Annotated in this window: 18 protein-coding genes; all 18 read left to right on the plus strand. The window is 34.8% G+C overall.

Going from position 1 to position 26,717, the window contains the following annotated elements; genetic code table 11:
* Window positions 1-12: 12 nt before the first annotated feature.
* The 18 genes from DFR79_RS04755 to DFR79_RS04840 all read left to right on the plus strand — a co-directional run bounded on the left by DFR79_RS04755 (window position 13) and on the right by DFR79_RS04840 (window position 26,670).
* Complete coding sequence (locus DFR79_RS04755) at window positions 13-1,287, plus strand: family 43 glycosylhydrolase (RefSeq protein WP_243727710.1); 1,275 nt, start codon at window positions 13-15, stop codon at window positions 1,285-1,287.
* A 189-nt stretch (window positions 1,288-1,476) separates the two neighbouring features.
* Complete coding sequence (locus tag DFR79_RS04760) at window positions 1,477-3,327, plus strand: sensor histidine kinase (protein ID WP_133514366.1); 1,851 nt, start codon at window positions 1,477-1,479, stop codon at window positions 3,325-3,327.
* Between the two features lie 45 nt (window positions 3,328-3,372).
* Window positions 3,373-4,986: a response regulator transcription factor gene (locus tag DFR79_RS04765; protein ID WP_133514367.1), complete on the plus strand. Its 1,614-nt coding sequence runs from the start codon at window positions 3,373-3,375 to the stop codon at window positions 4,984-4,986.
* A gap of 164 nt (window positions 4,987-5,150) precedes the next feature.
* The gene (locus DFR79_RS04770) at window positions 5,151-6,575 is read left to right on the plus strand and encodes a family 43 glycosylhydrolase (protein WP_133514368.1); all 1,425 of its coding nucleotides are present in this window, start codon (window positions 5,151-5,153) and stop codon (window positions 6,573-6,575) included.
* A gap of 95 nt (window positions 6,576-6,670) precedes the next feature.
* Window positions 6,671-8,659, plus strand: coding sequence for a right-handed parallel beta-helix repeat-containing protein (locus DFR79_RS04775; protein ID WP_133514369.1), 1,989 nt, complete (start codon window positions 6,671-6,673; stop codon window positions 8,657-8,659).
* Window positions 8,659-10,413 (plus strand): dihydroxy-acid dehydratase, encoded by a 1,755-nt coding sequence (ilvD, locus tag DFR79_RS04780; RefSeq protein ID WP_133514370.1) that lies wholly within the window; start codon window positions 8,659-8,661, stop codon window positions 10,411-10,413. Before DFR79_RS04775 ends, ilvD begins: the two co-directional genes overlap by 1 nt.
* A 27-nt stretch (window positions 10,414-10,440) precedes the next feature.
* Window positions 10,441-11,337, plus strand: a complete 897-nt coding sequence (gene dapA, locus DFR79_RS04785) for a 4-hydroxy-tetrahydrodipicolinate synthase (RefSeq protein WP_133514371.1) — start codon at window positions 10,441-10,443, stop codon at window positions 11,335-11,337.
* A 279-nt stretch (window positions 11,338-11,616) separates the two neighbouring features.
* Window positions 11,617-12,897, plus strand: coding sequence for an extracellular solute-binding protein (locus tag DFR79_RS04790; protein ID WP_133514372.1), 1,281 nt, complete (start codon window positions 11,617-11,619; stop codon window positions 12,895-12,897).
* Between the two features lie 85 nt (window positions 12,898-12,982).
* Complete coding sequence (locus DFR79_RS04795; protein WP_133514373.1) at window positions 12,983-13,870, plus strand: carbohydrate ABC transporter permease; 888 nt, start codon at window positions 12,983-12,985, stop codon at window positions 13,868-13,870.
* Window positions 13,871-13,879: 9 nt separating this feature from the next.
* On the plus strand, window positions 13,880-14,704 hold the full coding sequence (locus tag DFR79_RS04800; protein WP_133514374.1) for a carbohydrate ABC transporter permease: 825 nt from the start codon (window positions 13,880-13,882) through the stop codon (window positions 14,702-14,704).
* Between the two features lie 39 nt (window positions 14,705-14,743).
* A complete protein-coding gene (locus DFR79_RS04805; protein WP_133514375.1) occupies window positions 14,744-17,095 on the plus strand; it encodes a glycoside hydrolase family 3 N-terminal domain-containing protein in 2,352 nt (783 codons plus the stop codon).
* Window positions 17,096-17,319: 224 nt separating this feature from the next.
* The gene (xylF, locus tag DFR79_RS04810) at window positions 17,320-18,354 is read left to right on the plus strand and encodes a D-xylose ABC transporter substrate-binding protein (protein WP_133514376.1); all 1,035 of its coding nucleotides are present in this window, start codon (window positions 17,320-17,322) and stop codon (window positions 18,352-18,354) included.
* A 64-nt stretch (window positions 18,355-18,418) separates the two neighbouring features.
* Window positions 18,419-19,948 carry a xylose ABC transporter ATP-binding protein gene (locus DFR79_RS04815; RefSeq protein ID WP_133514377.1) on the plus strand — a complete coding sequence of 510 codons (1,530 nt, stop codon included), beginning with the start codon at window positions 18,419-18,421 and terminating at the stop codon, window positions 19,946-19,948.
* Window positions 19,941-21,083 (plus strand): sugar ABC transporter permease, encoded by a 1,143-nt coding sequence (locus DFR79_RS04820; RefSeq protein WP_133514378.1) that lies wholly within the window; start codon window positions 19,941-19,943, stop codon window positions 21,081-21,083. The genes DFR79_RS04815 and DFR79_RS04820 overlap by 8 nt, the downstream gene beginning before the upstream one ends.
* A 159-nt stretch (window positions 21,084-21,242) precedes the next feature.
* Window positions 21,243-22,562: a xylose isomerase gene (gene xylA, locus DFR79_RS04825; protein WP_133514379.1), complete on the plus strand. Its 1,320-nt coding sequence runs from the start codon at window positions 21,243-21,245 to the stop codon at window positions 22,560-22,562.
* Between the two features lie 193 nt (window positions 22,563-22,755).
* Window positions 22,756-23,751: a LacI family DNA-binding transcriptional regulator gene (locus DFR79_RS04830; protein WP_133514380.1), complete on the plus strand. Its 996-nt coding sequence runs from the start codon at window positions 22,756-22,758 to the stop codon at window positions 23,749-23,751.
* A gap of 102 nt (window positions 23,752-23,853) precedes the next feature.
* Window positions 23,854-24,975: a glycosyl hydrolase family 8 gene (locus DFR79_RS04835; protein ID WP_133514381.1), complete on the plus strand. Its 1,122-nt coding sequence runs from the start codon at window positions 23,854-23,856 to the stop codon at window positions 24,973-24,975.
* 78 nt (window positions 24,976-25,053) lie between these two features.
* Window positions 25,054-26,670, plus strand: coding sequence for an extracellular solute-binding protein (locus DFR79_RS04840; protein ID WP_133514382.1), 1,617 nt, complete (start codon window positions 25,054-25,056; stop codon window positions 26,668-26,670).
* The last annotated feature ends 47 nt before the right edge of the window (window positions 26,671-26,717 follow it).

Consider the following 26,717-nt stretch of genomic DNA (forward strand, 5'->3'; position numbering starts at 1 on the left):
GGAGAATTGATATTGAAATCTAAATCCAAATTCAGACAGCAAAATCAATTGATTATTTTTTTACTCACATTACTGATCATTTCAGTTTATGGGAGTTCAGTTCTGGCAGCAGCTCCAGTTGTTATGGAAGATCATTTTCAGATTAAAAAAATTGAAGCGGTTGAAATTAGAGCAGAAGCTGGCGAGCAGATAAAATTACCAAAAAAGCTGGAAGTTGAGTTTGAAAGTGGAATTAGAGCTGAGTTTCCTGTTGACTGGATGTTAAATGATCAGCCGAATTATCAGGAAAAAGGAAATTATCAAATTGAAGGTAAAATATTTGTTAAAGATTACCCTGACCCTTTAATTGAGCAGCGGGCTGATCCCTTTATTTATAAACATCAGGATGGCTATTATTACTTTACTGCTTCTTATCCAGAATATGATCGGATTATTATGCGCAGAGCTAAAACAATATCTGGCTTAAAAGAGGCTAAAGAAAAGGTTATCTGGTGGAAGCATCCGGATCAGGAAATGAGCAAACATATCTGGGCTCCAGAGATTCATTTTATTGACGGCAGCTGGTATATCTATTTTGCAGCTTCCAGAACTGACGCGATCTGGGCGATTAGACAGTATGTTATAAAAAATGATTCTGCTAATCCAATGGAAGGTAAGTGGGTAGAAAAAGGAAAAATAGAAATGAATTTTGAAGAATTCACCCTGGATGCCACTACTTTTACTCATCAAAACCAGAGATATCTGGTCTGGGCTCAGAAAAAATATGGAGATTCAAATCTATATATTGCAGAACTTAAAACCCCCTGGGAAATTAAGGGGAGCCAGAAGTTAATTGCTGAGCCGGTACACAGCTGGGAGAGAAAAGGGTTTAATGTAAATGAAGGTCCGGCTGTAATTAAAAAAGGAGATAAGATTTTCATCTCTTATTCTGCAAGTGCTACTGATTCTAATTATGCAGTAGGACTGCTGACAGCCAGTCAGGATGATGATCTATTAAATCCTGATTCCTGGTCAAAGTATGGTGCTCCTATTTTCAAAAGTAGTGAGCTGACCGATGAGTATGGACCTGGTCATAATTCTTTTACAGTCGATGGAAATGGAAATGATATTTTAGTTTACCATTCCAGATCATATAAGGAGATTAGTGGAGATCCACTTTATGATCCAAACCGACATACCAGAGTCCAGCGAATTTTTTGGGATCAAAATAATAATCCTGTGTATGGTATTCCAGGCTATGAAATAAAAGGCAGTAAAGATGTCACTGCAGAAATTATAATTGACTAAATTAACTATATAGTTGTGAAGATTAGATTTTAATAATTTAAATAATTATTTCTATATAACATTTTTAACAGAAGAGCTCTCTTTTTGGGAGTTCTTTTGTTATTATAACTATAATTTTATTAAAAAGGCTGTTTAATTAGTATTAAAATGTTATAATATAAGTAGACTATACAGGAAAGTAGCGATATTATGAAAGAAAACTTATTGCTTAAAATCAAAATAAAATTATACCGTTATCTTCGAAAAACCCATATCCAGAATCGTTTAATAGTTCTATTTTTAATTCTTTCTTTATTTCCAATGTTAATTACAGGTATTTACTCCTATCAGAAATCAAGTCAGGCGATTCATGATAAAATTAATACCTATTCCGTGGAAGTAGTTAATCAGGTGGCAAAAAATATTGAGGAAGAATTAACCAGAATGGAATATCAGACGATAGAAATTGCTTTTTCGGAACTTGTACAAAATACTCTCAGTAATTATGAGCAGTTGAGTGAGTGGGAAGTCTATGATGCCAGATATCGCATGAGAGCTGAGATGGTACGCAAATTTTCTTTTTCCGAATATATCTCTGATGTTCAATTATTTACTGATCAAGGAGATAAAATTATTGCTTATGGTGATACCGGCTTTACTTTAACTTTTAAGGATAATTTTAGAAAAAATTTACTTGCAGAAATTCAGGAAAAAAATGGGGCGCCTGTCTGGAAGGCGGTAGATTTTAGAGATGAGCTGCATCAGATCAGCCGTGTTTATCCCGAAAATACTCCTGAAAAGTCATATGGAATAATTATTGGAAGAACAATTAAAGAATTATATGAAGGAACAGAGCTGGGCACTATTATTATCAGAATAAATGAAAATCTTTTTTCTGATATCTACCGTAATATTGATTTAGGTCAGGGAACTGAAATTTTTATTGTTAATACAGAAGGTACTGTTGTTTCTACCAGAAATAATAATATCAGGTTTAATGAAAAATATCCAGAAGCTGAGCTGATTCAAAAAATTAGGGAAGATGCAGGTTCTACTAATGAAAGTTTCGAATTAGCAATTGCACAGGAAAAAAATATGGCTGCCTATTCTCCAATAAAAGGTGTTGATTGGTATGTAGTCAGTACTATTCCTTTCTCTTATTTAAATAAAGAAACAGGTCAGATTGCTAAAGATATTATGGGAATTAGTTTGATTATTTTTCTGCTGGCAGTATTTTTATCATATATATTCACTAAAAGTATTTCAGATCCGCTTAATAATTTAGTTGAAGCCATGAATCAGGTTGAAGAAGGAAATTTAGAAGTTAAAATTGATGATCAGGCACAGGATGAGCTTGCTGAAGCCAGTTCTAATTTTAATCAGATGGTTGAAGAATTAAAAGAACTTGTGGAGGATGTTAAAGAAAAAGAAAAACAAAAAAGCAATTTAGAATTTAAAGCACTTCAGGCTCAGATTAATCCTCATTTTCTTTCTAATATTTTAAACACTGCTCGACTGCTGGCAGATATGCAGAATGCAGACAATTTGGAAAACTTTCTTTCTTCAGTAATCAACCTGCTTCATTTGAGCATGAATAATAAAGAGGACTTCATTACGGTTGAGAAAGAAGTAGAGTATCTTGAGAGTTATCTAAATATCCAGCAGTTTAGACTGCACAATAAATTTGATGTTAAATTTGAAATAGAAGAAAATCTAATGGATTATAAAATACCTCGCTTTTTACTGCAGCCGGTTGTAGAAAATTCTATTATTCACGGTATTAGTGCTAAAAGTGGACAGGGAATGATTGAAATAAAAGGTTTTACTCAAAATAGCCAGGTTATTTTTACAATTACAGATGATGGGATAGGAATGTCAGAATCTGAAATAGAAAATTTATTAAACGAAAAGAAGGAGAATAAAAATCAATTTTCTGGTATTGGGATTAATAACGTAAAAGAGAGAATTGAACTTTATTTTGGCAGAGAATATGGAATTGAAATTGAAAGTTTAAAAGGTTATTTTACCACTGTTAAAATTATTTTACCTGAAATCAATTAAAATTAAGTAGGTAATTATCAATTTATTTTAGAAAGGATATTCAGAATGTTAAAAGTAATGATAGTTGAAGATGATATTTTTGATTATACACATCTAAAAAATATAATTGACTGGAATCAAGAGGGTTTTCAAATATCGGAACAGATTAAAAATGTAGAAGAGGCTGAAAATAAATTAGCAGAAGAAAATTTTGATATTTTGATTACTGATATGAAGATGCCCGGTAAAAGTGGAGCTGAATTGATTAAATTTGCAGCTAAAAATTATCCAGAAATCAAAACAATTGCTGTAAGTGGATATAAAGAGTTTGATTATGTCAAAAAAAGTTTAAAGGCCGGAGCAGAGGATTATATCTTAAAACATGAATTAAGACAGGATAGTTTAACCAGCCTGCTTACCGCGCTAAGTAAAAAAATCAAGCAGAATAGAGAAGATAAAAATAGTGATATTTTTGAAGAAAGTTTTTTTGTCGATCAAAAAAATATTTTAATTCAAAATTTTGCTGAAAAGCTGGTGCGGGGTCATTTTGCTAATAAAGAAGATTTAAAAAAACAAATTGAATTACTTTCTATTAATTTTGACCTTAAAAATATAGTAATTACAATTGGTCAGTTTGATAATTATCGGGAATTACAGCAAAAATATTCTGCTGCTAAACTTTTGAATATTAAACGCTCCTTTATCAATATGGCAGATGAAATTTTAAAAGAGAATGGTAAATCTTTTGCAGTTTTAAAAGATGAGAAAAACTTTCTCTTTTTGTTTTCTTTTCAGGAAAATAGTGAATTGAAAATTAACAACAGCACCACTTCTGCTATCAATAGGATTAAATCCGCTTTAAAAAACTATTTGAATATCACAGCCAGTTTTGCAGTAAGTAATATTCTGCAGAGCCCCCTGGAGATAGCAAAAAACTATAATCAAACATCAGAATTACTTGAAAATAAATTTTATCAGGGTCAAGATATGATTATTTATCAAAATCAGAATAATCGAATTGATAATCAAAAATTTAATCTTGATATTAAAAGAGAAAAGCTTTTATTAAAATATATAGAAAAAAAAGATGCGGCAGCTTTAAAAAATGAACTGGAAGATTTATTTAATGATATAGCTCGGATTAAACCCGGCTTATCTGTTTTAAAGATGACTCTTATTTCACTGATCAATATTATCAACAGCAGTATTAAAGATAAGGGCTTAAATGGGGAAAATATTTTTGAGGAAAAAGGTAATCCCTATCAAAAATTAGAAAAACTAAACTCTCTGGCAGAATTTAAAGATTGGATAATAACCATTTATCTTAATTTAGTTGAAGAATTGAAAGATAAAAATAATTACTCAAATTTAATTAATCAGACATTACTTTATATAGATAAAAACTATGATCAGGATCTAACTTTAGGCCGGGTAGCTGCCGAAATCGGTGTCAGTTATTCTTATCTCAGTCGAAAATTTAAAAAAGAATGTGGACAGGGTTTTAGTGATTATCTAAATCAGCTGAGAATTAAAAAAGCTAAAAAAATGATTCGATCTGGCGATAAAAATATCAAAGAAATTGTTAATCTGGTTGGGTTTAATAATTACAATTATTTTTTTAAGGTATTCAAAGATTCAGAGGGAATGACTCCCAGTGAGTATGAGAGGAAAAAAAGATAGGTTATTATAATAAAGTAAAAGGCTGCCATTAAAATGGTGGCTTTTTTAATTTTAAATAAAAAAACAAAATTTCTGCAGGGCTTTTTAATTGAGTCGTGAATATAATAATAGAGAGTTAATTTAAACTTTAAATTAACTCTTAAAAAATAGGAAGGAATTGATTTATGAAAAAACAGCAAGTTAACCCGTATTTACCATCATGGGAGTATATCCCTGATGCTGAACCTTATGTTTTTAATGACCGAGTTTATATTTACGGTTCTCATGACCAATTTAACGGTCATGCCTACTGTCTGAATGATTATGTCTGCTGGTCAGCTCCAGTTGATGACCTGGCAGATTGGAGTTATGAAGGAGTAATTTATAAAAAAACAGAAGATCCTCTTAATCCAGATGCCAGCATGTGCTTATATGCTCCGGATGTGACTGTTGGCCCAGATGGTCGCTATTACCTTTACTATGTTCTTGATAAGCTCTCTATAGTTTCAGTGGCTGTCTCTGATACTCCGGCTGGAGAATATGAGTTTTATGGTTATGTCCATTATCAGGATGGCACTCGCCTGGGTGAAAAAGAAGGAGATCAGCCTCAGTTTGATCCAGGTGTCATTACCGAAGGTGAAAAAACATATTTGTATACTGGCTTCTGTCAGAAAGGTGATGAATCAAGAAATGGAGCGATGGGCACAGTTTTAGACTCAGATATGCTGACAATTATTGAAGAACCTAAATTTGTAATTCCAAGTGAACCTTATAGTGAAGGAACAGGTTTTGAAGGACATGAGTTTTTTGAAGCCCCATCAATTAGAAAAAGAGGAGATACATATTATTTAATTTATTCCTCAATTTTAATGCATGAATTATGTTATGCTACCAGTAAGATGCCAACTGAAGGTTTTAAATATCAGGGTACTATTGTCAGCAATGCTGATATTGGTATTGACAGCTATAAAGCGGCTGATAAACCAATGTATTATGGCGGCAATAATCACGGCAGCATTGTTGAAATAAATAAACAGTGGTATATCTTTTATCACCGGCATACGAATGGAACCAATTTTAGCAGACAGGCCTGTCTGGAAAAAATTGAATTTACAGATCAGGGAAATATTCCCCAGGTAGAGATGACTTCTTCTGGCTCTAAAGATAATCAGTTAATTGGAGTAGGAGAATATCCGGCCTATCTTGCCTGCAATTTATTTACAGATGAAGAATCAGTTTATACTGATTTTACCGGTGCCTGGATGGATAATCAGTTTCCGAAGATAACTCAGGCTGGAAAAGACGGAGATAAAGAGACAGGCTATATCCAGAATATGAAAGATTCTGCAACTGCAGGTTTTAAATACTTTGAGATTAATAATATAAATAAAGTTAAAATAAAAGTTCGAGGTTACTGCAGCGGCAGATTTGAAGTTAAGACAGCCTGGGATGGTGAAGCTTTGGCAGAAATCCCGGTTAGATTTTCGAATATCTGGCAGGGATATTCAACATCTGTTGAAATTCCAGCTGGAGTACAGTCATTATATTTTACCTACAGAGGGGAAGGAAGTGCGAGTTTAGCTTCGTTTACTCTGCTGCCAGGAAACTAAAAAAATTTGAATTGTCACAGAAAAATATAATATTCGTACCGCTATTTATGTAGCGGTATTTATTTTTTTAAAATAATTTAATAGGGGGATAATAAATGAGTTCTGAATATCATGTTTCAAAAAAAGGCTCAGATTTTAATCGAGGAACTAAAGAAGAACCATTTTTAACAATCAATAAAGCTGCACAAATTGCAAAAGCTGGAGATACGGTTGTTGTTCACGAAGGTACATACCGAGAGTGGGTTAAACCAAAGAATAGAGGTTTGAGTGACCGAAGGAGAATTACTTATCAGACAGCTGAAAATGAAAAAGTAGTGATTAAGGGTTCAGAAAGAATAAAAGACTGGGAGAATGTTGAAGCTTCAATCTGGAAAACAGAAATAGATAATAAATTTTTTGGAGATTATAATCCCTATCAGGAAGAAATTTTTGGTGACTGGCTAATCCATACTGGTGGTCAGGAAACTAAACACTTGGGAGATGTTTATCTAAATGGAATGTCTTTTTATGAGGTTGATTCATATGATAAATTAGTTGATCCAGGAGTTAAAACTGAAATCAAAGATGACTGGACTGGTAAAATAGACAAAGTTAAAAATCCGGAGCAGACAAAATATCTCTGGTATGTAGAGATTGATCATGAAAAGACTACTATTTATGCTAATTTTCATCAGGCAGATCCAACTGAGGAGCTAGTTGAGATAAATGTCCGTAAAGCCTGTTTTTATCCAGAAACTACTGGTATTGATTATATTACTGTTAAGGGCTTTGAAATGGCCCAGGCAGCTACTCCCTGGACACCTCCTACAGCAGACCAGCCTGGCTTAATTGGTCCTAACTGGAGTAAAGGTTGGATTATTGAAGATAATGATATACACGATGCAAAATGCAGTGCAGTTAGTATTGGTAAAACTGCAGCAACTGGAGATAATTTTCGCAGTAAAAGACAGGATAAACCAGGTTATAAATATCAGATTGAATCAGTTTTTGAAGCAGAAGATTATGGCTGGAACAAAGATAATATTGGATCTCATATTATCAAAAATAATACTATTCATGATAGTGGTCAGAATGGAGTTGTTGGTCATTTAGGCTGTATCTTCAGTGAAATCTACAACAATCATATCTATAATATTGCTTTAAAAAGAGAATTTTATGGTCATGAAATTGCTGGAATCAAGCTTCATGCTCCTATTGATGTAGAAATTCATGATAACCGGATTAATGACTGCTCATTAGGTACCTGGATGGACTGGCAGACACAGGGAACCAGAATTAGCAGTAATCTTTATTATAATAATAACCGGGATTTATTTATTGAAGTCAGCCACGGTCCTTATATAGTTGATAATAATATTTTGGCTTCAGATTATGCACTGGATAATTTTTCTCAGGGTGGAGCCTATGTAAACAATTTAATTGCAGGGAAGATGGTCCAGCGTAAAGTTTTAAAGAGATCAACTCCCTACCATCAGCCGCACAGTACTAAAATTAAAGGTTTTACAGTGATTTTAGGGGGAGATGACCGGTTTTATAATAATATCTTTATTGGTCTTGCTGATTTGGAAGATATTATTAACGTTGATCACGGAGCTACCTCTAATGACAAAGCTAGAGAAGGTGTAGGAACTGCCCATTTTGATGATTATACAGCTTCTTTAGAGGAATATTTTGAAAAAGTACACCAAAAGCCGGGAGATGTGGAGATATTTATGGATACCAACCAGCCGGTCTATATTAATAATAATCTTTATTTAAAAGGAGCCATTCCTTTTGAACGAGAAGAAAATAATGTAGTTCTGGATAATTTTGATCCTGAATTAAATATTGAAGAAAAAAATAATGATGTTTATCTAAACTGTAAACTGCCGGAAGAATTTGCTGAAATCAAAACTCAAATCCTGAGTACAGAAAGTCTGGCAAAAGTTAGAATCGCTGATGCTGACTTTGAAAATAAGGATGGGAGCAGTTTAAAGATTAATAGAGATTATCTAGGAGAAGAAAACACTGCTGAAAGTCCAGTCGGTCCTTTAACTAAATTTAAGCAGGGAGAAAATAATATTAAAGTCTGGGAGCGATCTTAATGTTAAAAAGTCAAAAAATACGAAAAAGTAGTCCAGAACTTGATGCTTTAAAAATGGGGATGGACTGGGAAGAAGAGGATTTATCTAAAGCTCAAATTATAGTCAGCAGCACCTACGGATATGGTCATCCAGGCAGTTTTCATCTTGATCAGCTGGTTGAGCAGGCCCTGCAGAGTTTAAAAAATAGGGGAGCAAAAGGTGCTTCAATGATAGTCAGTGACATCTGTGATGGAATTGCCCAGGGACATGATGGGATGAATTATTCCCTGGTTTCTAGAGAGATGATCGCAAATATGGTAGAAGTTCAGGCTAAGGCTGCTCCTTATGATGGAATGATTATGATCTCAGCCTGTGATAAGGCAATACCGGCTCATTTACTGGCAGCAGCCAGATTAAATCTGCCAACAATTCACGTACCTGGTGGATCAATGGCCCTGGGTAAGAAAAATACAACTGTTGATATGACTGCCAGTGATTATGCAAAATATAAAAGGGGAGAAATCAGTAAAGAAAAGTATTTAGAAACTCAAAAGCTGGCCTGTCCTTCCTGTGGAGCCTGTCAGTTTATGGGTACCGCCTCTACAATGCAGGTTATGGCTGAAGCCCTTGGTCTGGCACTACCCGGTTCGGCTTTAATTCCAGCCAACGGTCCCTACTTAAAAGAAATGGCTGATTTGGCCTCTTCATATTTAACTGAAGCTGTAAAGAAAGATTTCAAAGTTAAAGATATAGTAACTAAAGAGTCAATTGAAAATGCGATTACAGTTCATGCTGCCATAGGCGGTTCAAGTAATGCCCTGCTGCATCTACCAGCTTTTGCTCATGAGCTGGGAATAGAAATTGACGGCAACTTATTTGATGAAATTAACCGCAGAGTTCCATTTTTGGTGAATACAATTCCGAGTGGTGACTATCCCACTCAGTATTTCTGGTATGCCGGTGCAGTGCCGGAAATTATGGAAAGAATTAAAGAACATCTTCACCTTGATGTTTTAACTATTACAGGAAGGACTCTGGCAGAAAATCTTAAAACTTTAGAAAGTTTTTCCTACCTCAAAGGAATGGAGGCCAAACCGGCATTAATGCCTGAAAAAGAAAAAGTAATTTTCTCGGTTGATTCTCCGATTAATAACCAGGGAGCGATTGCAATATTAAAGGGTAATCTGGCTCCAGAAGGTTCAGTGGTCAAGCATTCTGCTCTACCTGAGGAAATGAAGAACTTTGTCGGCCGGGCCCGAGTCTTTGATCGCGAAGAGGAAGCGATGGAAGCTGTTTTAAATGGAAATATAGTTTCCGGTGATGCCGTAATTATCCGTTATGAAGGTCCTAAAGGCAGTGGAATGCCTGAAATGTATTATACAACAGAGGCTATTGCTTCTGATCCAAAATTAAATAAAACAACTGCTCTGATAACTGACGGCAGATTTTCTGGTGCCACCAGAGGACCGGCGATTGGTCATGTTTCACCAGAGGCTGTCTCAGGGGGACCAATAGCTTTAGTCGAAGAAAATGATTTAATAGAAATTAATATCGAGAAAAGAGGATTAAATATTGTTGGAGTTAATGGTCAAGTAAAAACAGAGAAAGAAATCAGCAAGATTTTAAAAGAGCGCTCAAATAGGTGGGAAAAGCCAGAATCAGGTTTTTTAAATGGTGTACTGGGAATCTTCAGCCAGCTTGCTGCTTCTCCAATGAAGGGTGCCTATATTGATACAGAATATTTAACTGAATTAATAAATAATAGTACTAAATAGTAATTTAAAAATGTGAGGAGGATAAAATTGATTAAAGGAATTATAACACCAACAATTACAGTCTTTAATCAGGATCAAAAGATTGATTTTGAGGCCACAGAAGAACATATAGAAAAATTAATAGAGGCTGGAGTAAACGGTATTTTGTTTTTAGGTAGTATTGGAGAATTTTTCGCCATGACTTCAGCAGAAAAGAAGAAGCTGATTTCTTTTGCTGTAAAAACTGTTAACAAGCGGGTGCCGGTTTTAGTTGGTACTGGAGGAACAGCAGCAGAGGATGTAATAGAATTAACTAATTTTGCCCAGGATGAGGGAGTTGACGGAGCAGCTGTAATTACTCCTTATTTCTTTCAATTTAACCAGCAGACTCTTTATAATTATTACAGCCACATTGCTCAGAATGTTGATCTGGATTTCTATATTTATAATTTTCCCGCCCGCAGTGGAGTCAACATTTCTCCGGAGACAGTTTATAAGCTGGCCCGGGACCACAATAATATTGTAGGAATTAAAGATACAATGGATACAATCAGCCACACTCGCGAATTAATTCAAAGAGTAAAAATACCATTAAAAAAAGATTTTGCTGTCTATTCCGGATTTGATGAATATTTTCTTCCTAATTTATTAAATGGAGGAGATGGTTTGATCGGTGGATTATCTAATGTGTTGCCAGAGTTATTTGCAGATTTTTATAGCGCCTATCAAAAAGGAGATTTTAATAAAATAAAAGAATTAGACAATAAAATCAATCTAATGATGGATATCTACAGTATTTCTAATCCCTTTTTCCCGGCAATTAAAAAGGCAGTTTCTCTCAGCGGCAGCAATTTAAATGCAGTCTGCAAAGAACCGGTTGGTCTGCTGACAGATGAACAGAGCAATAAAATTAAACAAACATTAACTAAAGTTAATTTAATCTAAAATAATCTAATTATAGAAAAAGCTGCCGGTAAAATGGTGGCTTTTTCTTTTTTTTATTAAAAAAATCTGAAATTTCTTGCAGGAATTTTTGCTTGAGTGTTGAATATTAATATTAGAGAGTTAATTTATCGCTTAAATTAATACTTAAATTAAGAATTTTTATTATCCTGTTTTACAATGTCATATTTAAAGGAGGGGATAATTGTTCTCTTGTTTTAATTATTAACTTTGAAAGTTGAAAAGTCTTTGAATTTCAAATTAAAAGGGAGGAATAATTTTATGAAAAATGTTTCAATTTTATCACTTGCTTTATTAATGGTATTTTCTCTTGTTTTTGCTGGTACAGTTATGGCTCAGGATGAGGTAACTTTAACTCTCTGGGATATTAGAACTGCTGCTGATCAGGCTACTCCAGCAGTAAAAGATGCAATTAAACGCTTTGAGGCGGATAATCCAAATGTGAATATCGAACATGTTCCAACCCAAAATGATAACTATAAAACAAAATTAAGAACAGCAATGTCGGCTGACAATGCACCAGATTTATTTATGACCTGGGGTAGTGCCAGTTTAGAAAGATATGTAGATGCAGGAAAAGTTTATTCCCTACAGCCACATATGACAGAAGACTGGAGAAATAATTTTATGCCAGCTGCTATGGATTTGGGTATAGTAGACAGTGAAGTATATGGTGTACCAGTTACAAATGTGTCACCTGCCCTCGTCTGGTATAGAGAAGATTTATTTGAGAAACACGGACTTGAAGTACCAGCGACCTACGAAGAACTAGTAAATGTTGTAAATGTATTTAAGGAAAATGGAATTACACCTTTTGCTCTGGCCAATAAGAATAAGTGGCCTGGATCAATGTATTTTATGTATTTAGTTGATAGAATTGGCGGTCCGGATGCACTGCAGAAAGCAATCAGCAGAGAGGGTGCTTTTAACGATCAGCCATTTATTGAAGCAGGTAGAAGAATTCAGGAACTAGTAAAAATGGGGGCTTTCCCTAGAGGTGTTAATGGTCTTGATGAAAACGCCTCCCAGTCTAGAACATTATTATATACTGATCGGGCAGCAATGTATCTTATGGGCAGCTGGGCTTATTCTGGCTTTAAAAATGAAGCTCCTGATATGGTAGATCAGTTTAATTTCTTTAACTTCCCGGAAATCAAATCTGGCGAAGGGGATCCTTCTAATCTGGTAGGAACACCTGGAGATAACTATTATTCTGTTTCAACAAAAGCAGAAAATAAAGAAGCTGCAGTTGAGTTCTTACATTATCTAACTGACTCAAAAATGGGAGAAGAATTAATTGCAATCGGAAATATTCCTCCATTTAGAGGTGTAGGTGAAAAAATAGAGGATCCAATAATGAAGAAAATTTATAATACAAGTCAGAAAGCAAACCATATTCAGCTCTGGTATGATCAAACATTACCATTAGAACTGGCACAGGTTCATCTAAACACAACTCAGGCTTTATTTGGACTGGAAATGACACCAGAAGAAGCAGCTAATAAGATGGAAGCAGCTGCCAAAAAATATTATGGTGAATAAATAAGAAGAATAAAGTAATGGAACTAGAATTAATAAGCAGAGAGGAATTTTTCCTCTCTGCTCTAATTTGAGAGGTGGATAATTAATGAATAAAAAAGAATTAATGAATAATAAATATTTTATTGCAGCATTATTTTTACTGCCGGCAGTCCTTTTTTCTCTGGTTTATTTAATTATTCCCATTCCACTTTCTGCCTATTATTCATTTTTTAAGTGGGATGGTATAGGGGCAATGAAATTTTTAGGCCTGGAAAACTGGGCAGAATTGTTGAATGATCCAATATTCTGGTCTTCGATGGCCAATAACTTTAAACTTGTAGCAATATCTCTGGTAGTCCAGATACCAATTGCTCTGTTTTTAGCAGTATTATTAACTCGTAAAATTAAGGGTGCTGATTTCTTTAAAACTATATATTTTGTACCAATGTTATTATCGTCAATTGCAGTAGCATTTCTCTGGCGTTATATGTATGATCCGACTTTTGGTTTGATAAATGGAGTTTTAAATTTAGTTGGTTTAGAACAGTTAACGCGGAGCTGGCTGGGAAATCCTGATATTGCTTTTTATTCTGTAGCAGCTCCAATTCAGTGGCGTTTTATACCACTTTATATGATTATTTTTATGGCTGGTATTTCCAATATACCAGAACAGTTATATGAAGCAGCAGAAATAGATGGAGCCAGCAATTTACAGAGTTTTTTCTTTGTTACTTTACCAATGTTAAGGTCCACGGTCGTTAATGCCTCTGTCTTGATTATTGTTGGTTCACTTAAATATTTTGCCATGATTTTTGCTTTAACAGGTGGAGGGCCAAATCACGCTTCCGAATTAATGGCCACCTATCTTTATTCTAAATCCTTTACAGAAATGAATATGGGTTATGGTAGTACAATTTCTGTAGCTTTATTTTTAGTTGCACTTATTGTATCAGTTGTATTTTTACGATTCAGTAAAAAAGATGTCAGGAATTAGGTGAAAATAATGATTAATAAACTAAAGCAGTTAGTTATTTATTTGTTTTTGCTGATCTGGTTAGTAATAACAGGTTACCCACTTGTATTTTTAGTACAGAACAGCTTTAAGATCAGGATGGAGTTTTTCCGCAATCCTGTCTGGTCACTACCAGAGAGTTTCACACTTCAAAATTATATTGATGTAATGGAATCTGGCTTTTATATATATTTTATTAACAGTATTATAGTCTGCTTTATCTCAGTTGCAATTATAATTATTGTTTCTGCTCTGGCGAGTTATGCAATTTCGAGAATAGACTTTAAATTTAATAAACTTGTTTATATTTTATTTTTGGCTGGAATGATGATTCCAATTCATTCAACTCTGATTCCAATCTACAAGATAACACTTTCAATGGGCTTATATGATAAACTTTCAGCTTTGATTGGTCCTTATGTTGCCTTTAGTCTTCCAATTTCTGTTTTTATTTTAACAGGTTTTATAAATGATATTCCCTATGAACTGGAAGAAGCAGCGATTATAGATGGAGCAAGCAGGTTCAGGATTTTTAAAGATATAATTTTACCTTTAGTTAAACCGGCAATTGCTACGGTTGCTATTTATAATCTTACTTTACTCTGGAACCAGTTTGCCTACGCTCTTGTTTTAACCTCAAGTCCCAGTAAAAGAATTTTGACCCTTGGCTTATTTGAATTTCAGGGCCAGCATGGAATTAATATTCCTTTAACTTTAACAGCACTTTTCTTATCAGTTTTGCCTTTGATAATCCTTTATGTATTCTTACAGGAGCATATTATTAAAGGAATGACAGCTGGAGCGTTAAAAGGATAAAAATATAGATAATATTTTAAGATGAAGGAGAGATATTTTATGGCAAAGTTTAATTTAGATGATTATTCATTAGAGGAAAAAGTAGATAAATTACTGGCAGAGATGACTTTAGAAGAAAAAGTAGCTCAGCTGGGATCGATTGGTCCTGATAAAATTTTAGAAAAGGGCAAGTTTTCAGAAGAGAAAGCAGCTAAATATTTAAAAAATGGGATCGGCCAGATCACAAGAATTGCCGGTGCCAGCGCCCTGGAACCTGAAGCTGCAGCAGAAGCAGCAAATAAGATGCAGAAATATATTGCCGAAAATACCCGGCTTGGAATTCCAGCAATTGTTCACGAAGAGTGTTTGAGCGGGTACATGGGTAAGGGGGGAACAACTTTTCCCCAGTCAATCGGAGTTGCCAGCAGCTGGGAACCGGAATTACTGGAAAGACAGACTGATGTAATTAGAAAACAGCTGCGCTCAATTGGAGCTCATCTGGCTTTATCACCGGTTGCTGATGTGGCAAGAGATCTGCGCTGGGGTAGAGTAGAAGAAACATTTGGAGAAGATCCCTATCTGACAGCAGAGATGGTAACATCTTATGTTAAAGGACTGCAGGGAGATAAATTGTCAGATGGGATTGTGGCAACTCTCAAGCATTTTGCCGGTCACAGTTATTCAGAAGGTGGCCGTAATCATGCACCGGTAAATATTTCTGAAAGAGAGCTGCGGGAAAGTTTTCTGTTTCCTTTTGAAGCAGCAATTAAAACTGCAAATGCTGGTTCAGTGATGAATGCTTATCATGATATTGATGGTATTCCCTGTGCTTCTTCCCGAGAATTATTAACTGATATCTTAAGAGGAGAATGGGGTTTTGACGGAATTGTTGTTTCTGATTACTGGAGTATTAAGATGCTGCATAATGAACATAAGGTAGCTCGCTCTATGCAGGAAGCAGGAATTAAAGCTTTAGAAGCTGGCCTGGATATTGAATTACCTGAAACAGAATGCTATGGACAGAAGCTTGTTGACGCAGTAAATGATGGTTTAATTTCAGAAGCTGTTATCAATCAGTCAGTGAGAAGACACCTGCGCTATAAGTTTAAGGTCAATGCTTTTGATCAGCGCTATGTCGATATAGATAAAATTAAAGATTTATTTGAGACAGAAGAACAGAGAGAGCTGGCCCGGGAATCAGCCCGAAAATCTATGGTTTTACTTAAAAATGAAAACAATTTACTGCCTTTAGCTAAAAACATATCTTCTTTGGCTGTAATTGGACCTTCTGCCGACAGTACCCGTAATTTACTTGGTGATTATGCTTACAGTGCGCATGTTGACAGTAAGGAAGATGCAGTTGAGGTAATAAGTATTTTGGATGGAATTAAAAGTAAAATTTCTCAGGATATTAAAATTAATTATGCCTATGGCTGTGGTATTATGGATACAAATCAGGATGGCTTTGCTGAAGCAGTTATGGCAGCCAAAGAATCGGAAGTTGCAGTAGTTGTTGTTGGCGGTAAGTCTGGACTTTCCGGAATGGGAGAAAACGAAAATAGTGATGATGATGTAGTTGATTTTGAAGGAGGGGCTTTTTTAAGTGAGCTGCAGGATACTACTGATACCACTGGCGAACATCATGACCGTACTTCCCTGGACTTACCGGGAGTGCAGAAAGAATTAATTAAAGAGATTGTAAAGACAGGTACTCCAGTTGTAGTCGTACTTGTTAATGGAAGACCTTTATCAATTGAATGGACTGCAGAAAATGCGGATGCAATTTTAGAAGCCTGGCTGCCGGGAGAAGAAGGTGGAAATGGTGTTGCAGATGTATTATTTGGAGATTATAACCCAGCCGGAAAACTTCCGGTTTCAATTCCAAAAAATGTAGGACAGACACCAATTCATTATAATCGCCGCCATATGTCTCATTATAGAGATTATGTATTTACCGGTAACAGACCCCTATATCCCTTTGGTTTTGGCTTAAGTTATACTAATTTTGAATACTCTAACTTAAAAGTCACACCAGAGGAGTTTAAAGGAAATAAGACAATTAGGGTTAAAGCAGATATCAAAAATACAGGTCAGGTTGAGGGAGCAGAGGTAGTTCAATTATATATTCATGACAGGATTGCATCTTTAACCAGACCGATTAAGTCACTTAAAGGATTTAAGAGGATTGAACTAAAAGCAGGAGAAACTAAAACGGTTGAATTTAAATTAAAAGCCGAACAGCTGTCATTTTACGATAAAGATATGAATTTAGTGGTTGAGCCAGGTGAGTTTGAAATAATGCTCGGCAGTTCCTCAACTGACATTAGACTGGAAGAGGTTATTGAGTTAAAAGGTGATAAAATTGAATTAACAGCGGAGAGAGATTATTTTACTGAAGTCAGAGTTAAATAATGATGACTCTGCCTACCTGGCTACTGATCAACAAAACATTTTGAAAAATTTAAAAAAATTATAATTAATTGCAGGAATTTAGCGAATTATGGAGAAAGATATAATTAGCGGGTTAATTTAATACTTAAATTAAATCTTAAATTAAAGGAGGTGCAAGTAGATAAAGGTAACTAATTTTGGTTTTTATTTTTAATTTCATAAAAAAATTAAGGGGGATTAATTTAATGCGAAAAAGTATTATTATTTCAATATTATTAGTGTTGCTATTTTTAGGTTCTTTTGGGGTAATGGCTCAGGATGATCAACTGGTAATCGGATTATCAATGGATAATTTAAGACTGGAAAGATGGCAGCATGACCGTGATATTTTTGTAAAAAGAGCAGAAGAAATGGGAGCAAAGGTATTAGTTCAATCTGCTAATGGTGACGATATGGTTCAGATGTCACAGGCAGAAAACTTAATAACTCAGGGTATTGATGTGCTGGTTGTAGTTCCCCATAATGGAAAGGTAATGGGTAGTATTGTTAGAGAAGCCCATGCAAATGATGTACCTGTACTGGCTTATGATAGAATGCTGATGGATTCGAAAGTTGATTATTATCTCTCTTTTGATAATGTTAGAGTAGGAGAACTACAGGCTGAATTTTTAGTTGAAAGACAGCCTACAGGAAACTACTTTTTACTGGGCGGATCACCAACTGATAATAATGCAAAATTATTCCGTCAGGGTCAGATGAATATTTTACAGCCTTATATTGATCAAGGAAAGATAAACATTGTCGGTGACCAGTGGGCAAAAGATTGGCTGCCACAGGAAGCATTAAGTATTGTTGAAAATGCCCTGACAGCTAATAATAATAACATTGATGTTATTGTAGCTTCCAATGATAGTACTGCCGGTGGAGCAATTCAGGCATTAGCTGAACAGGGACTTGCCGGAGAAGTCTTAGTTTCTGGACAGGATGCAGATCTTGCTGCCTGTCAGAGAATTGTAGAAGGTACTCAAACAATGACAGTTTATAAACCAATTCAGGATCTGGCTACACGCGGTGCAGAAATTGCAGTGAAAATGGCTAAGGGTGAAGAAGTAAAAACTAATGGTGCAATAAATAATGGTGAATATGATGTACCTTCAGTTTTACTAACACCGATTCAGGTTCATAAAGGCAATATGGTTGAGACAGTAATTGCAGATGGATTCCATGAGATGGAAGAAGTATATAAAAATGTACCTAAATCTGAATGGCCTGAACAATAATTATAAAAAATAAGGGGCATTAATTTGCCCCTTTTTATTTCCTTCATGAAAGGAGTTGAGTAATTTGGAAGAAGTTTTATTAGAAACTAAAAGTATTATAAAAGATTTCCCTGGAGTTAGAGCCTTAGATAAAGTATCTTTTCAGGTCAAAAAGAATCAGATTCACGCCCTTTGCGGAGAAAATGGAGCTGGCAAGTCAACTTTGATTAAAGTTCTCAGCGGAGTTTATCCGGCTGGTAGTTATGAAGGTCAAATTTTTTTAAAAGGTGAAGAAAAAAATTTTGAAAATATTCATCAGGCTGAAGAAAATGGCATAGCAGTGATTCATCAGGAATTAACACTTTTTGAAGAGATGAATGTAGCTGAAAATATTTTTATGGGAAATGAAATTTCTCATAACGGTTATATTGACTGGAACGAAATGTACAATCAAACAAATAAATGGATTAAGAAGATGAAATTGGAGGGAGTAAACCCGACAACTAAAGTTGGTCAGCTGGGGGTTGGAAAACAGCAGCTTATTGAAATAGCAAAAGCTCTATCTAAAAATTCCAGACTTTTAATATTAGATGAACCAACTGCGTCTTTAACAGATAGTGAAGTTGATTTGTTAATGGAAATTCTCAGGGACTTAAGAGAAGAAGGAGTAACCTGTATTTATATCTCTCATAAATTAAATGAAGTCTTTGAGATTGCTGATTATATTTCTGTTTTAAGAGATGGGGAATATATTGGTGGGGATTTTAAAGAAAATTTAGACGAAAGAAAAGTAGTTAAAATGATGGTCGGTCGCTCAATTGAGCAGATGTTTCCTGATAGAAATAATACGGCAGGTAAAGAAATTTTAAAAGTTGATAATTTGAATTTGAGGGACTATCAGGGGGATCAGATATTAGAAAATATTTCATTTGAGCTGGCTGAAGGAGAAATTTTAGGTATTTTTGGTCTAATTGGTGCCGGAAGAACGGAAATTGCTAATACACTTTTTGGCTATTTAACCGGAAGCAAAAAAGGAGATATTTATTTAGATAATGAAAAGGTAGATATTCAGTCTCCAAAAGAAGCTTTACACAAAGGAATTGCACTAATCTCAGAAGATAGGAAAAAATTCGGTATTATACCTCCCATGAGTGTTAAAGAAAATATTTCAATTTCTTTTTTAGAAAAATTTAAGAATTTCTTAGTTATCGATGAAAATGAAGAAATTTTAACAACTTCTGAACTGGTAGATAAATTAAATGTTAAAACGGCATCTTTAAATACAAAAATTGTTAATTTAAGTGGAGGTAATCAGCAGAAAGCAATTTTAGCTAAAAATCTTGTAGAAACGCCCAGAGTTTTAATAATGGATGAGCCAACACGCGGAATCGATGTTGGAGCTAAACAGGAAATTTACGAGTTAATGAATAATTTTGCTCAAAATAAGATGGGAATTATAATGATATCTTCAGAATTGCCAGAAATACTGGGGATGAGTGATCGAATTGTTGTCATGCATGAAGGGAAAATAACCAAAGAGTTTGATAATAGAAATCGGGATGTCAGTCAGGAAGAAATAATGGTTTATGCAACAGGGGGAGAAATGAATGGCTAATACTAAAAAAATTAAACTAGATTTTAGAACATATATGATGATTATTGCTCTTGTATCAATCTGGATTATTTTTTCTTTTACAACAGGAGGAGATTTTTTAACAGCTAGAAATATTTCTAATTTATTTAGGCAGTCTGTATTTACATCAATGCTGGCTATCGGAATGGTTATGGTTATTATTATGGGCCACATTGATCTTTCAGTTGGATCTCTGGTAGGACTAGCTGGTGGAGTAGTAGCAATTTTAGATGTCTGGCAGGGAATGAACCCAGTTTTCTCAATTGGGCTGACACTTTTATTAGGTTTAATTTTAGGTTTATGGAATGGTTGGTGGACTGCTTACAGAAAAGTGCCTTCTTTTATAGTTACTTTAGGTGGTTTATTAATCTTTAGAGGTATATTAGTTGGGATTACTGGTGGTACAACTATCGGACCAATGAGTGATTTGTTTTATTATTTTGGTAAAGGATATTTTTCAGATGTTACAGGCCTTGTTTTTGCACTAGTAGTTGGCCTGGCTGTTATATTCATTCAGCTTAAATCTAGAAAAGATAAATTAAAATATGGTTTTGATGTACTTCCTCTGAAATTTGAAATTTTAAAAATTGCAGTATCCGTAATATTACTGGTAGTATTTATTCTGGTTTTTAATGCCTATCGCGGTATTCCAATTCCCTTGATGGTTTTAACCATTTTTCTGGCTATATTTTCGTTTATAACTAATAAAACAACATTTGGCCGCTATATTTATGCAATTGGTGGAAACAGTGATGCTGCAAAATTATCCGGGATAGATATTAAAAAAATAACACTGACTGTTTTTATGCTTAATGGTTTGATGGCAGCAATTGGTGGAATATTTTTAACATCGCGCTTAAGTGCTGCATCTGTAGCCGCTGGTGATGGTGCTGAATTAGATGCTATTGCTTCTTGTGTAATTGGTGGTGCCAGTCTTGCTGGTGGTATTGGTAAAGTCGGAGGCGCAGTAGTTGGTGCTATTGTGATGGCCAGTTTAGATAATGGTATGAGTTTAATGAATGTGGAAAATTTCTGGCAGTCGATAATTAAAGGTTTAATATTAATTCTGGCTGTCTGGGTTGATATTTATACCAAAAACAAAAAAGCAGCTGCCTAATTAAAATTTTTTAAAAAATAAAATTAAAAAGCAGGATTTTAATAATTAGTCTTGAATAATATAAATAGAGAGTTAATTTAATACTTAATTTAATACCTAAATTAATGTAACTGGCAGTAAATCAAACTTATATTTATTAAAAATGGAGGTAATCAAATTATGAAAAATGTTTTTGAAGATTTTAAGAAAGTGCAATATGAAGGACCTGAATCAGATAATCCAATGGCGTTTAAATATTATAACCCAGAAGAAAAGATTGCTGGTAAGACTATGGAAGAGCATTTGAAGTTTTCAATCGCTTACTGGCATACTTTTGCTGATACTGGTGAAGATCCATTTGGTGCTGGAACCAGAAATTACCCCTGGGCTGATATTAAAGATCCTCTGGATAGAGCAAAGGCCAAGGTTGAAGGTGCCTTTACTTTTATGGAGAAATTAGGTGCCCCCTATTTCTGCTTCCACGATCGGGATGTAGCTCCTGAGGGAAAAACAGTTGCTGAAAGTTATAAGAACTTAGATACTATTGTTGACCTGATTGAAGAGAAGATGGATGAGACTGGAATTAAACTGCTTTGGGGAACAGCAAACATGTTTACTAATCCCCGCTTTATGAATGGAGCTTCAACTTCTCCTAATGCAGATATATTTGCTATGGCAGCTGCTCAGGTTAAAAAGGCAATGGAAGTTACTAAAAGACTTGGTGGTCAGAACTATGTATTCTGGGGCGGCCGCGAAGGTTATGAAACTCTACTCAATACAAATATGGCCTTAGAACAGGATAATCTGGCTCGCTTCCTGGAGATGGCAGTAGATTATAAAGAAAAAATAGGTTTTGATGGTCAGCTGTTAATTGAACCAAAACCAAAAGAGCCTACCAAGCATCAGTATGACTTTGATGCAGCAAATGTTATTGCTTTTTTAAGAAAATATGATCTAGATAAACACTTTAAAGTTAATCTGGAAGCAAACCACGCAACCTTAGCCGGACATACCTTTGAGCATGAGCTTCACTATGCCAGAATTAATGATATGCTGGGAAGTGTAGATGCCAATCAGGGTGACTTATTACTCGGCTGGGATACAGATCAGTTCCCAACTAATATTTATACAACAACGCTGGCCATGTATGAGATACTTAAAAATAATGGTCTGGGTAAAGGTGGCTTAAACTTTGATGCAAAAGTTCGCCGTCCCTCCTTTAAAATGGAGGATTTATTCTACGGACATATTGCTGGAATGGATGCCTTTGCTAAAGGTTTAAAAATTGCTAATAAACTATTAGAAGATAGAGTCTTAGAAGATTTTGTAGCTGAAAGATATTCCAGCTTTGAAAGTGGAATCGGTAAGAAGATTGTCAACAAAGAAGTTGGCCTGGAAGAATTAGCGGAATATGCCTTAGAACTTGGTGAAATTGAAAATCATTCAGGACATCAGGAAATGCTGGAAGGAAGGTTAAACCAGTATATTTTAAATAACTAGATTTAAATTTTTACCTGCTAAAAGCTGAGTTGGCGGCTGAATTTAGCCGCCAATCTCACAAATTTTTAAAACAATTAACGGAAAGAAAGATTCAAAAAATTAAAATAATATTGAAAAATTTATCATTTCCTATTGAAAACTGGAGATTTTTTTAGTATAATTAAATAAACCGGTTTCGAAGGAAGTGTAAAAAATGGTTACAATCAATGATATAGCTAAAAAAGCAAAAGTTTCAAAATCAACAGTTTCTAAAGTAATCAATAATTATTCGGGTGTTGGTGATGATACCAAAGAAAAAGTTTTAAAAATTATGAAAGAAAATAACTACTGGCCGAATTCAGTTGCCCGAAGTCTATCTACTAAAAAATCTTATACAATTGGTATTTTTGGTCCTCAAATTTTAAATAACTTTTTCTTTAGAGAAGTTTTTGAGGGAATAGAAGCTGTAATGGGAGATAAGGGTTATGATCTTCTGTATTTCACCAATAAACAGTGGGATGAATCCTGGGTTGATTACAGCTACAAAGAAAAATGTGAGAATCGAAATGTTGATGGAGTAATCATGATGGGTTATGGAAAGGTAAATATTGCCCAGTTTGATAGGCTGCTGAATTCTGAGATTCCATCTGTTTTTATTGATTTAGATTTAGTTGGCTCTAATACTTCCTATGTAACTTCAGATAATACTGGTGGAGCCAAAAAAGCCGTTGAATACTTATATAGTTTAGGGCACAGAAAGATTGCAATGATTAGAGGTCTTAATGGATTTAAGGTAGCAACTGATAGATTTGTTGGTTTTCAGCAGGCTGTTAAAGCATTGAATCTTCCCTATAATTCAAAATGGATGTTTGATGGTGATTACAGTATGGAAACAGGATACAGATCAATGGAAAAGATATTAAAGCTGGATAAAAAACCTACAGCAATTTTTGCTGAGGATTTAATTGCCGTTGGTGCCATCAAAGCTATTCGTGAAGCTGGTTTAAAAGTTCCGGCTGATTTTTCAGTGATTGGTTTTGACAGCATTGAAGTGGGAAGACATTATAATTTAACAACTATTGCCCAGGATCAAATTGGACTGGGGCAGGCAGCCTCTAAATTATTATTAAATATTATAAATCAAAAGTCGTTTTCACCAATTATTTTACCAACCAGATTAATTGAAGGAGAGACCTGCAAAAAAATATAAAAATTTTGAGTTTTAACTAAACCGGTTTCTATACAAATTACAGTTAAAATTTTTTAATATTCAATTTTTAAACCGGTTTCCAAAAGGTTAGGAGGAACTTACTTGGACCAAGAAGGAGCTTTTAAAACGGGGGATTATCAAAATTTGCTTGAAATATATGGTTATTCCAAAGATGAAATTGCGATAAAAATTGATAAGACCTGGAATTCTCTTTTTTTTGATGAAGATTTAAAATTTTATTATGAAATTGACGATAACCTGGCTTATATTAGTGATACAGGTAATAATGATGTAAGAACAGAAGGAATGTCTTATGGGATGATGGCTGCAGTACAGCTTAATCAAAAAGAAGTTTTTGACAGGCTCTGGCGCTGGACAAAAAAATATATGTATCAGCCAGCCGGGGAATATAAGGGGTATTTTGCCTGGTCCTGTGATCTTAGAGGGAATAAGAATTCTGAAGGGCCGGCTCCAGATGGTGAAGAATATTTTGCAATGGCCTTACTTTTTGCTTCCAACAGGTGGGGAGATGGGAAAGCTCTTTTAAATTATTCAGAGCAGGCAAAAGAAATTTTGCATGAGGTTGTTCATAAGGGAGTAGATTCACCAGGTGACCCAATGTGGAACCCTGATAATTATTTAATCAAATTTATTCCAGAAGTTGAATTCTCAGATCCTTCTTATCATCTGCCGCATTTTTATGAATTATTTGCCCGCTGGGGAAATGAAGAAGATCAGGATTTCTGGTTAAAGGCTGCAGAGGCAAGCAGAAAATATATAAAGCAGTCCTGCCATGCCGAAACCGGTTTATCAGCTGAATATGCAGAATATGACGGCAGTCCCCGCTTTGAAGAAGGGCATGGCGATTTTTACAGTGATGCCTACCGGGTTGCTTTTAATATTGGAGTTGATTCACTCTGGTTTAGAAAAGACCCCTGGCAGCAGGAAGCAGCCTATAATTTACAGAAATTCTTTGCTGATAAAGAGGAATATACAAAATACTCGATTGATGGAAGAAAATTAGAAAAACCTGATTATTTACATTATCTTGGGCTTAAAGCTGCCAATGCTTCGGCATCACTTGCCGGGGAAAATGAATTTACAGAAAAATATCTAAAAGATTTTTGGGAAGCTGAGCTGAGAACAGACGAGCGCCGCTACTATGATAATTTTCTTTATTTATTTGCCTTACTTGCATTAAGCGGCAATTTTAGAATTTATTAGTTTAAATGATTCTTAATTTTCGGATAAAATTGATTCAATTTTATCAAATATACATCAAAATTATAAGGAGGGTTTATTTTGAAGAAAGGTTTAAGTATTTTATTTTTAATGTTGGTTCTGTCTTTAGCTTTTACAGCTGCAGCAGGAGCTCAGGATGATTTAAAGGAATTTGATGTTTTCATATCTGTTTCCTTACCTGACTATTCTGGCTCATCAATTGTTGGTGACATTATTCAGAAAGAAACAGGGGTCAAATTAAACAGAGAATATCTCGTTGGAGATTTAGAGCAGAAAGTCGGTTTAATGATTGCCAGTCAGGATTATCCTGATATGCTGGTAGCAGCTCATTTTACTGACAAATTTGTTGAAGCAGGTGCTTTAATTCCTCTGAATGATTTAATCGAAAAACATGCTCCAAACATCAAAAAATATTATGCAAAGCATCTGGATGCTTTAAAAAAGGAAGATGGGAATATTTATTATTTACCTCAGCTAGCCATTCCTTTTGAGCCAGCTGAAAGAAGATATCCATCAGTAGGATTTTTCATCAACAAAAGAGTGCTGGAAGCAAATGATTATCCATTTATAAAATCATTTGATCAGTATTTTAAGTTAATTGAAGATTACCAAAAAGAACATCCAGAATATAATGGCCAAAAAACAATCGGGTATACTACTTTATTTGATGGTTGGAGAAGATTTGCAACCACCAATGGTCCTATGCACTTAATGGGTTACCCAAATGAAGGTGGATTTGTTCCAGTAAAAGAAGGAGAAGAATATGTTGTAAGACCTTATTATGGAAGTAATGTTGAAAAGTACTATTATAAAAAATTAAATGAAATGTACAATAAAGGTGTTGTAGATCAGGAAGCATTTGTATCTAATTTTGACCAGTACTTAGAAAAGATAAGTTCTGGCCGAGTTTTAGGAACACTTAACCAGTACTGGCAGGTTCAGCAGGCTCAGGAAGTTTTAATTAATGAACGTCCTGACAGCATTATGGTACCTTTCCCTGTAACCTATGATCCAATTGTTGAAGAACATATGAGAGATAAACCATATGTTCAGACTACACAGGGTATGGGTATTACAACTGCCTGTGAAGATCCAGTTGCAGCAATTAAATACTTAGATTATCTTGTAAGCATTGAAACACAGCATTTAATTCAGTGGGGTATTAAAGGTAAGCACTATCAGGTAGATGAAGATGGTATGTTCTACAGAACCGAAGAACAGCTGGCTAAGTTTAGAGATCCTAACTGGGTTAGAGATGTTTTTGGTCGTCATTATTTTTATAATGCATTTCCAAGTCTAACTGGTCTTGGTCCTAATGGGAACAGTTTTATGCCCAGCAGACAGCCCAGTGCAATTTATGCAAACAGCTCAGCTGCAGAAAAAGAGGTAATGGATGCTTATGGTGTTAAATCATTTACCGGCTTGTATAATAAGCCATTTGAAGATAGAAAATACTTCCCACTCTGGACAATTACCTTACCTACAAACTCTAAAGCTCAGATTGAATCAACAAGAATGACTAATGCTTTAGTACAGCATGTTCCAACACTGGTTATGGATTCAACAGAGAAGTTTGAAGCTAACTGGGATGCTTATACTGAACAGATTAGTGGTTTAATGGATGCTCAAATTAAAGAATATCAAAAACAGATTGACTGGAGAATGGAAAACTGGTAAAAACCAGTCTATAAGCTTATCATTAATGATTGGAGTGGGAAGCTCAG

The organism is Halanaerobium saccharolyticum (assembly GCF_004362045.1).
Taxonomy (GTDB): domain Bacteria; phylum Bacillota; class Halanaerobiia; order Halanaerobiales; family Halanaerobiaceae; genus Halanaerobium; species Halanaerobium saccharolyticum_C.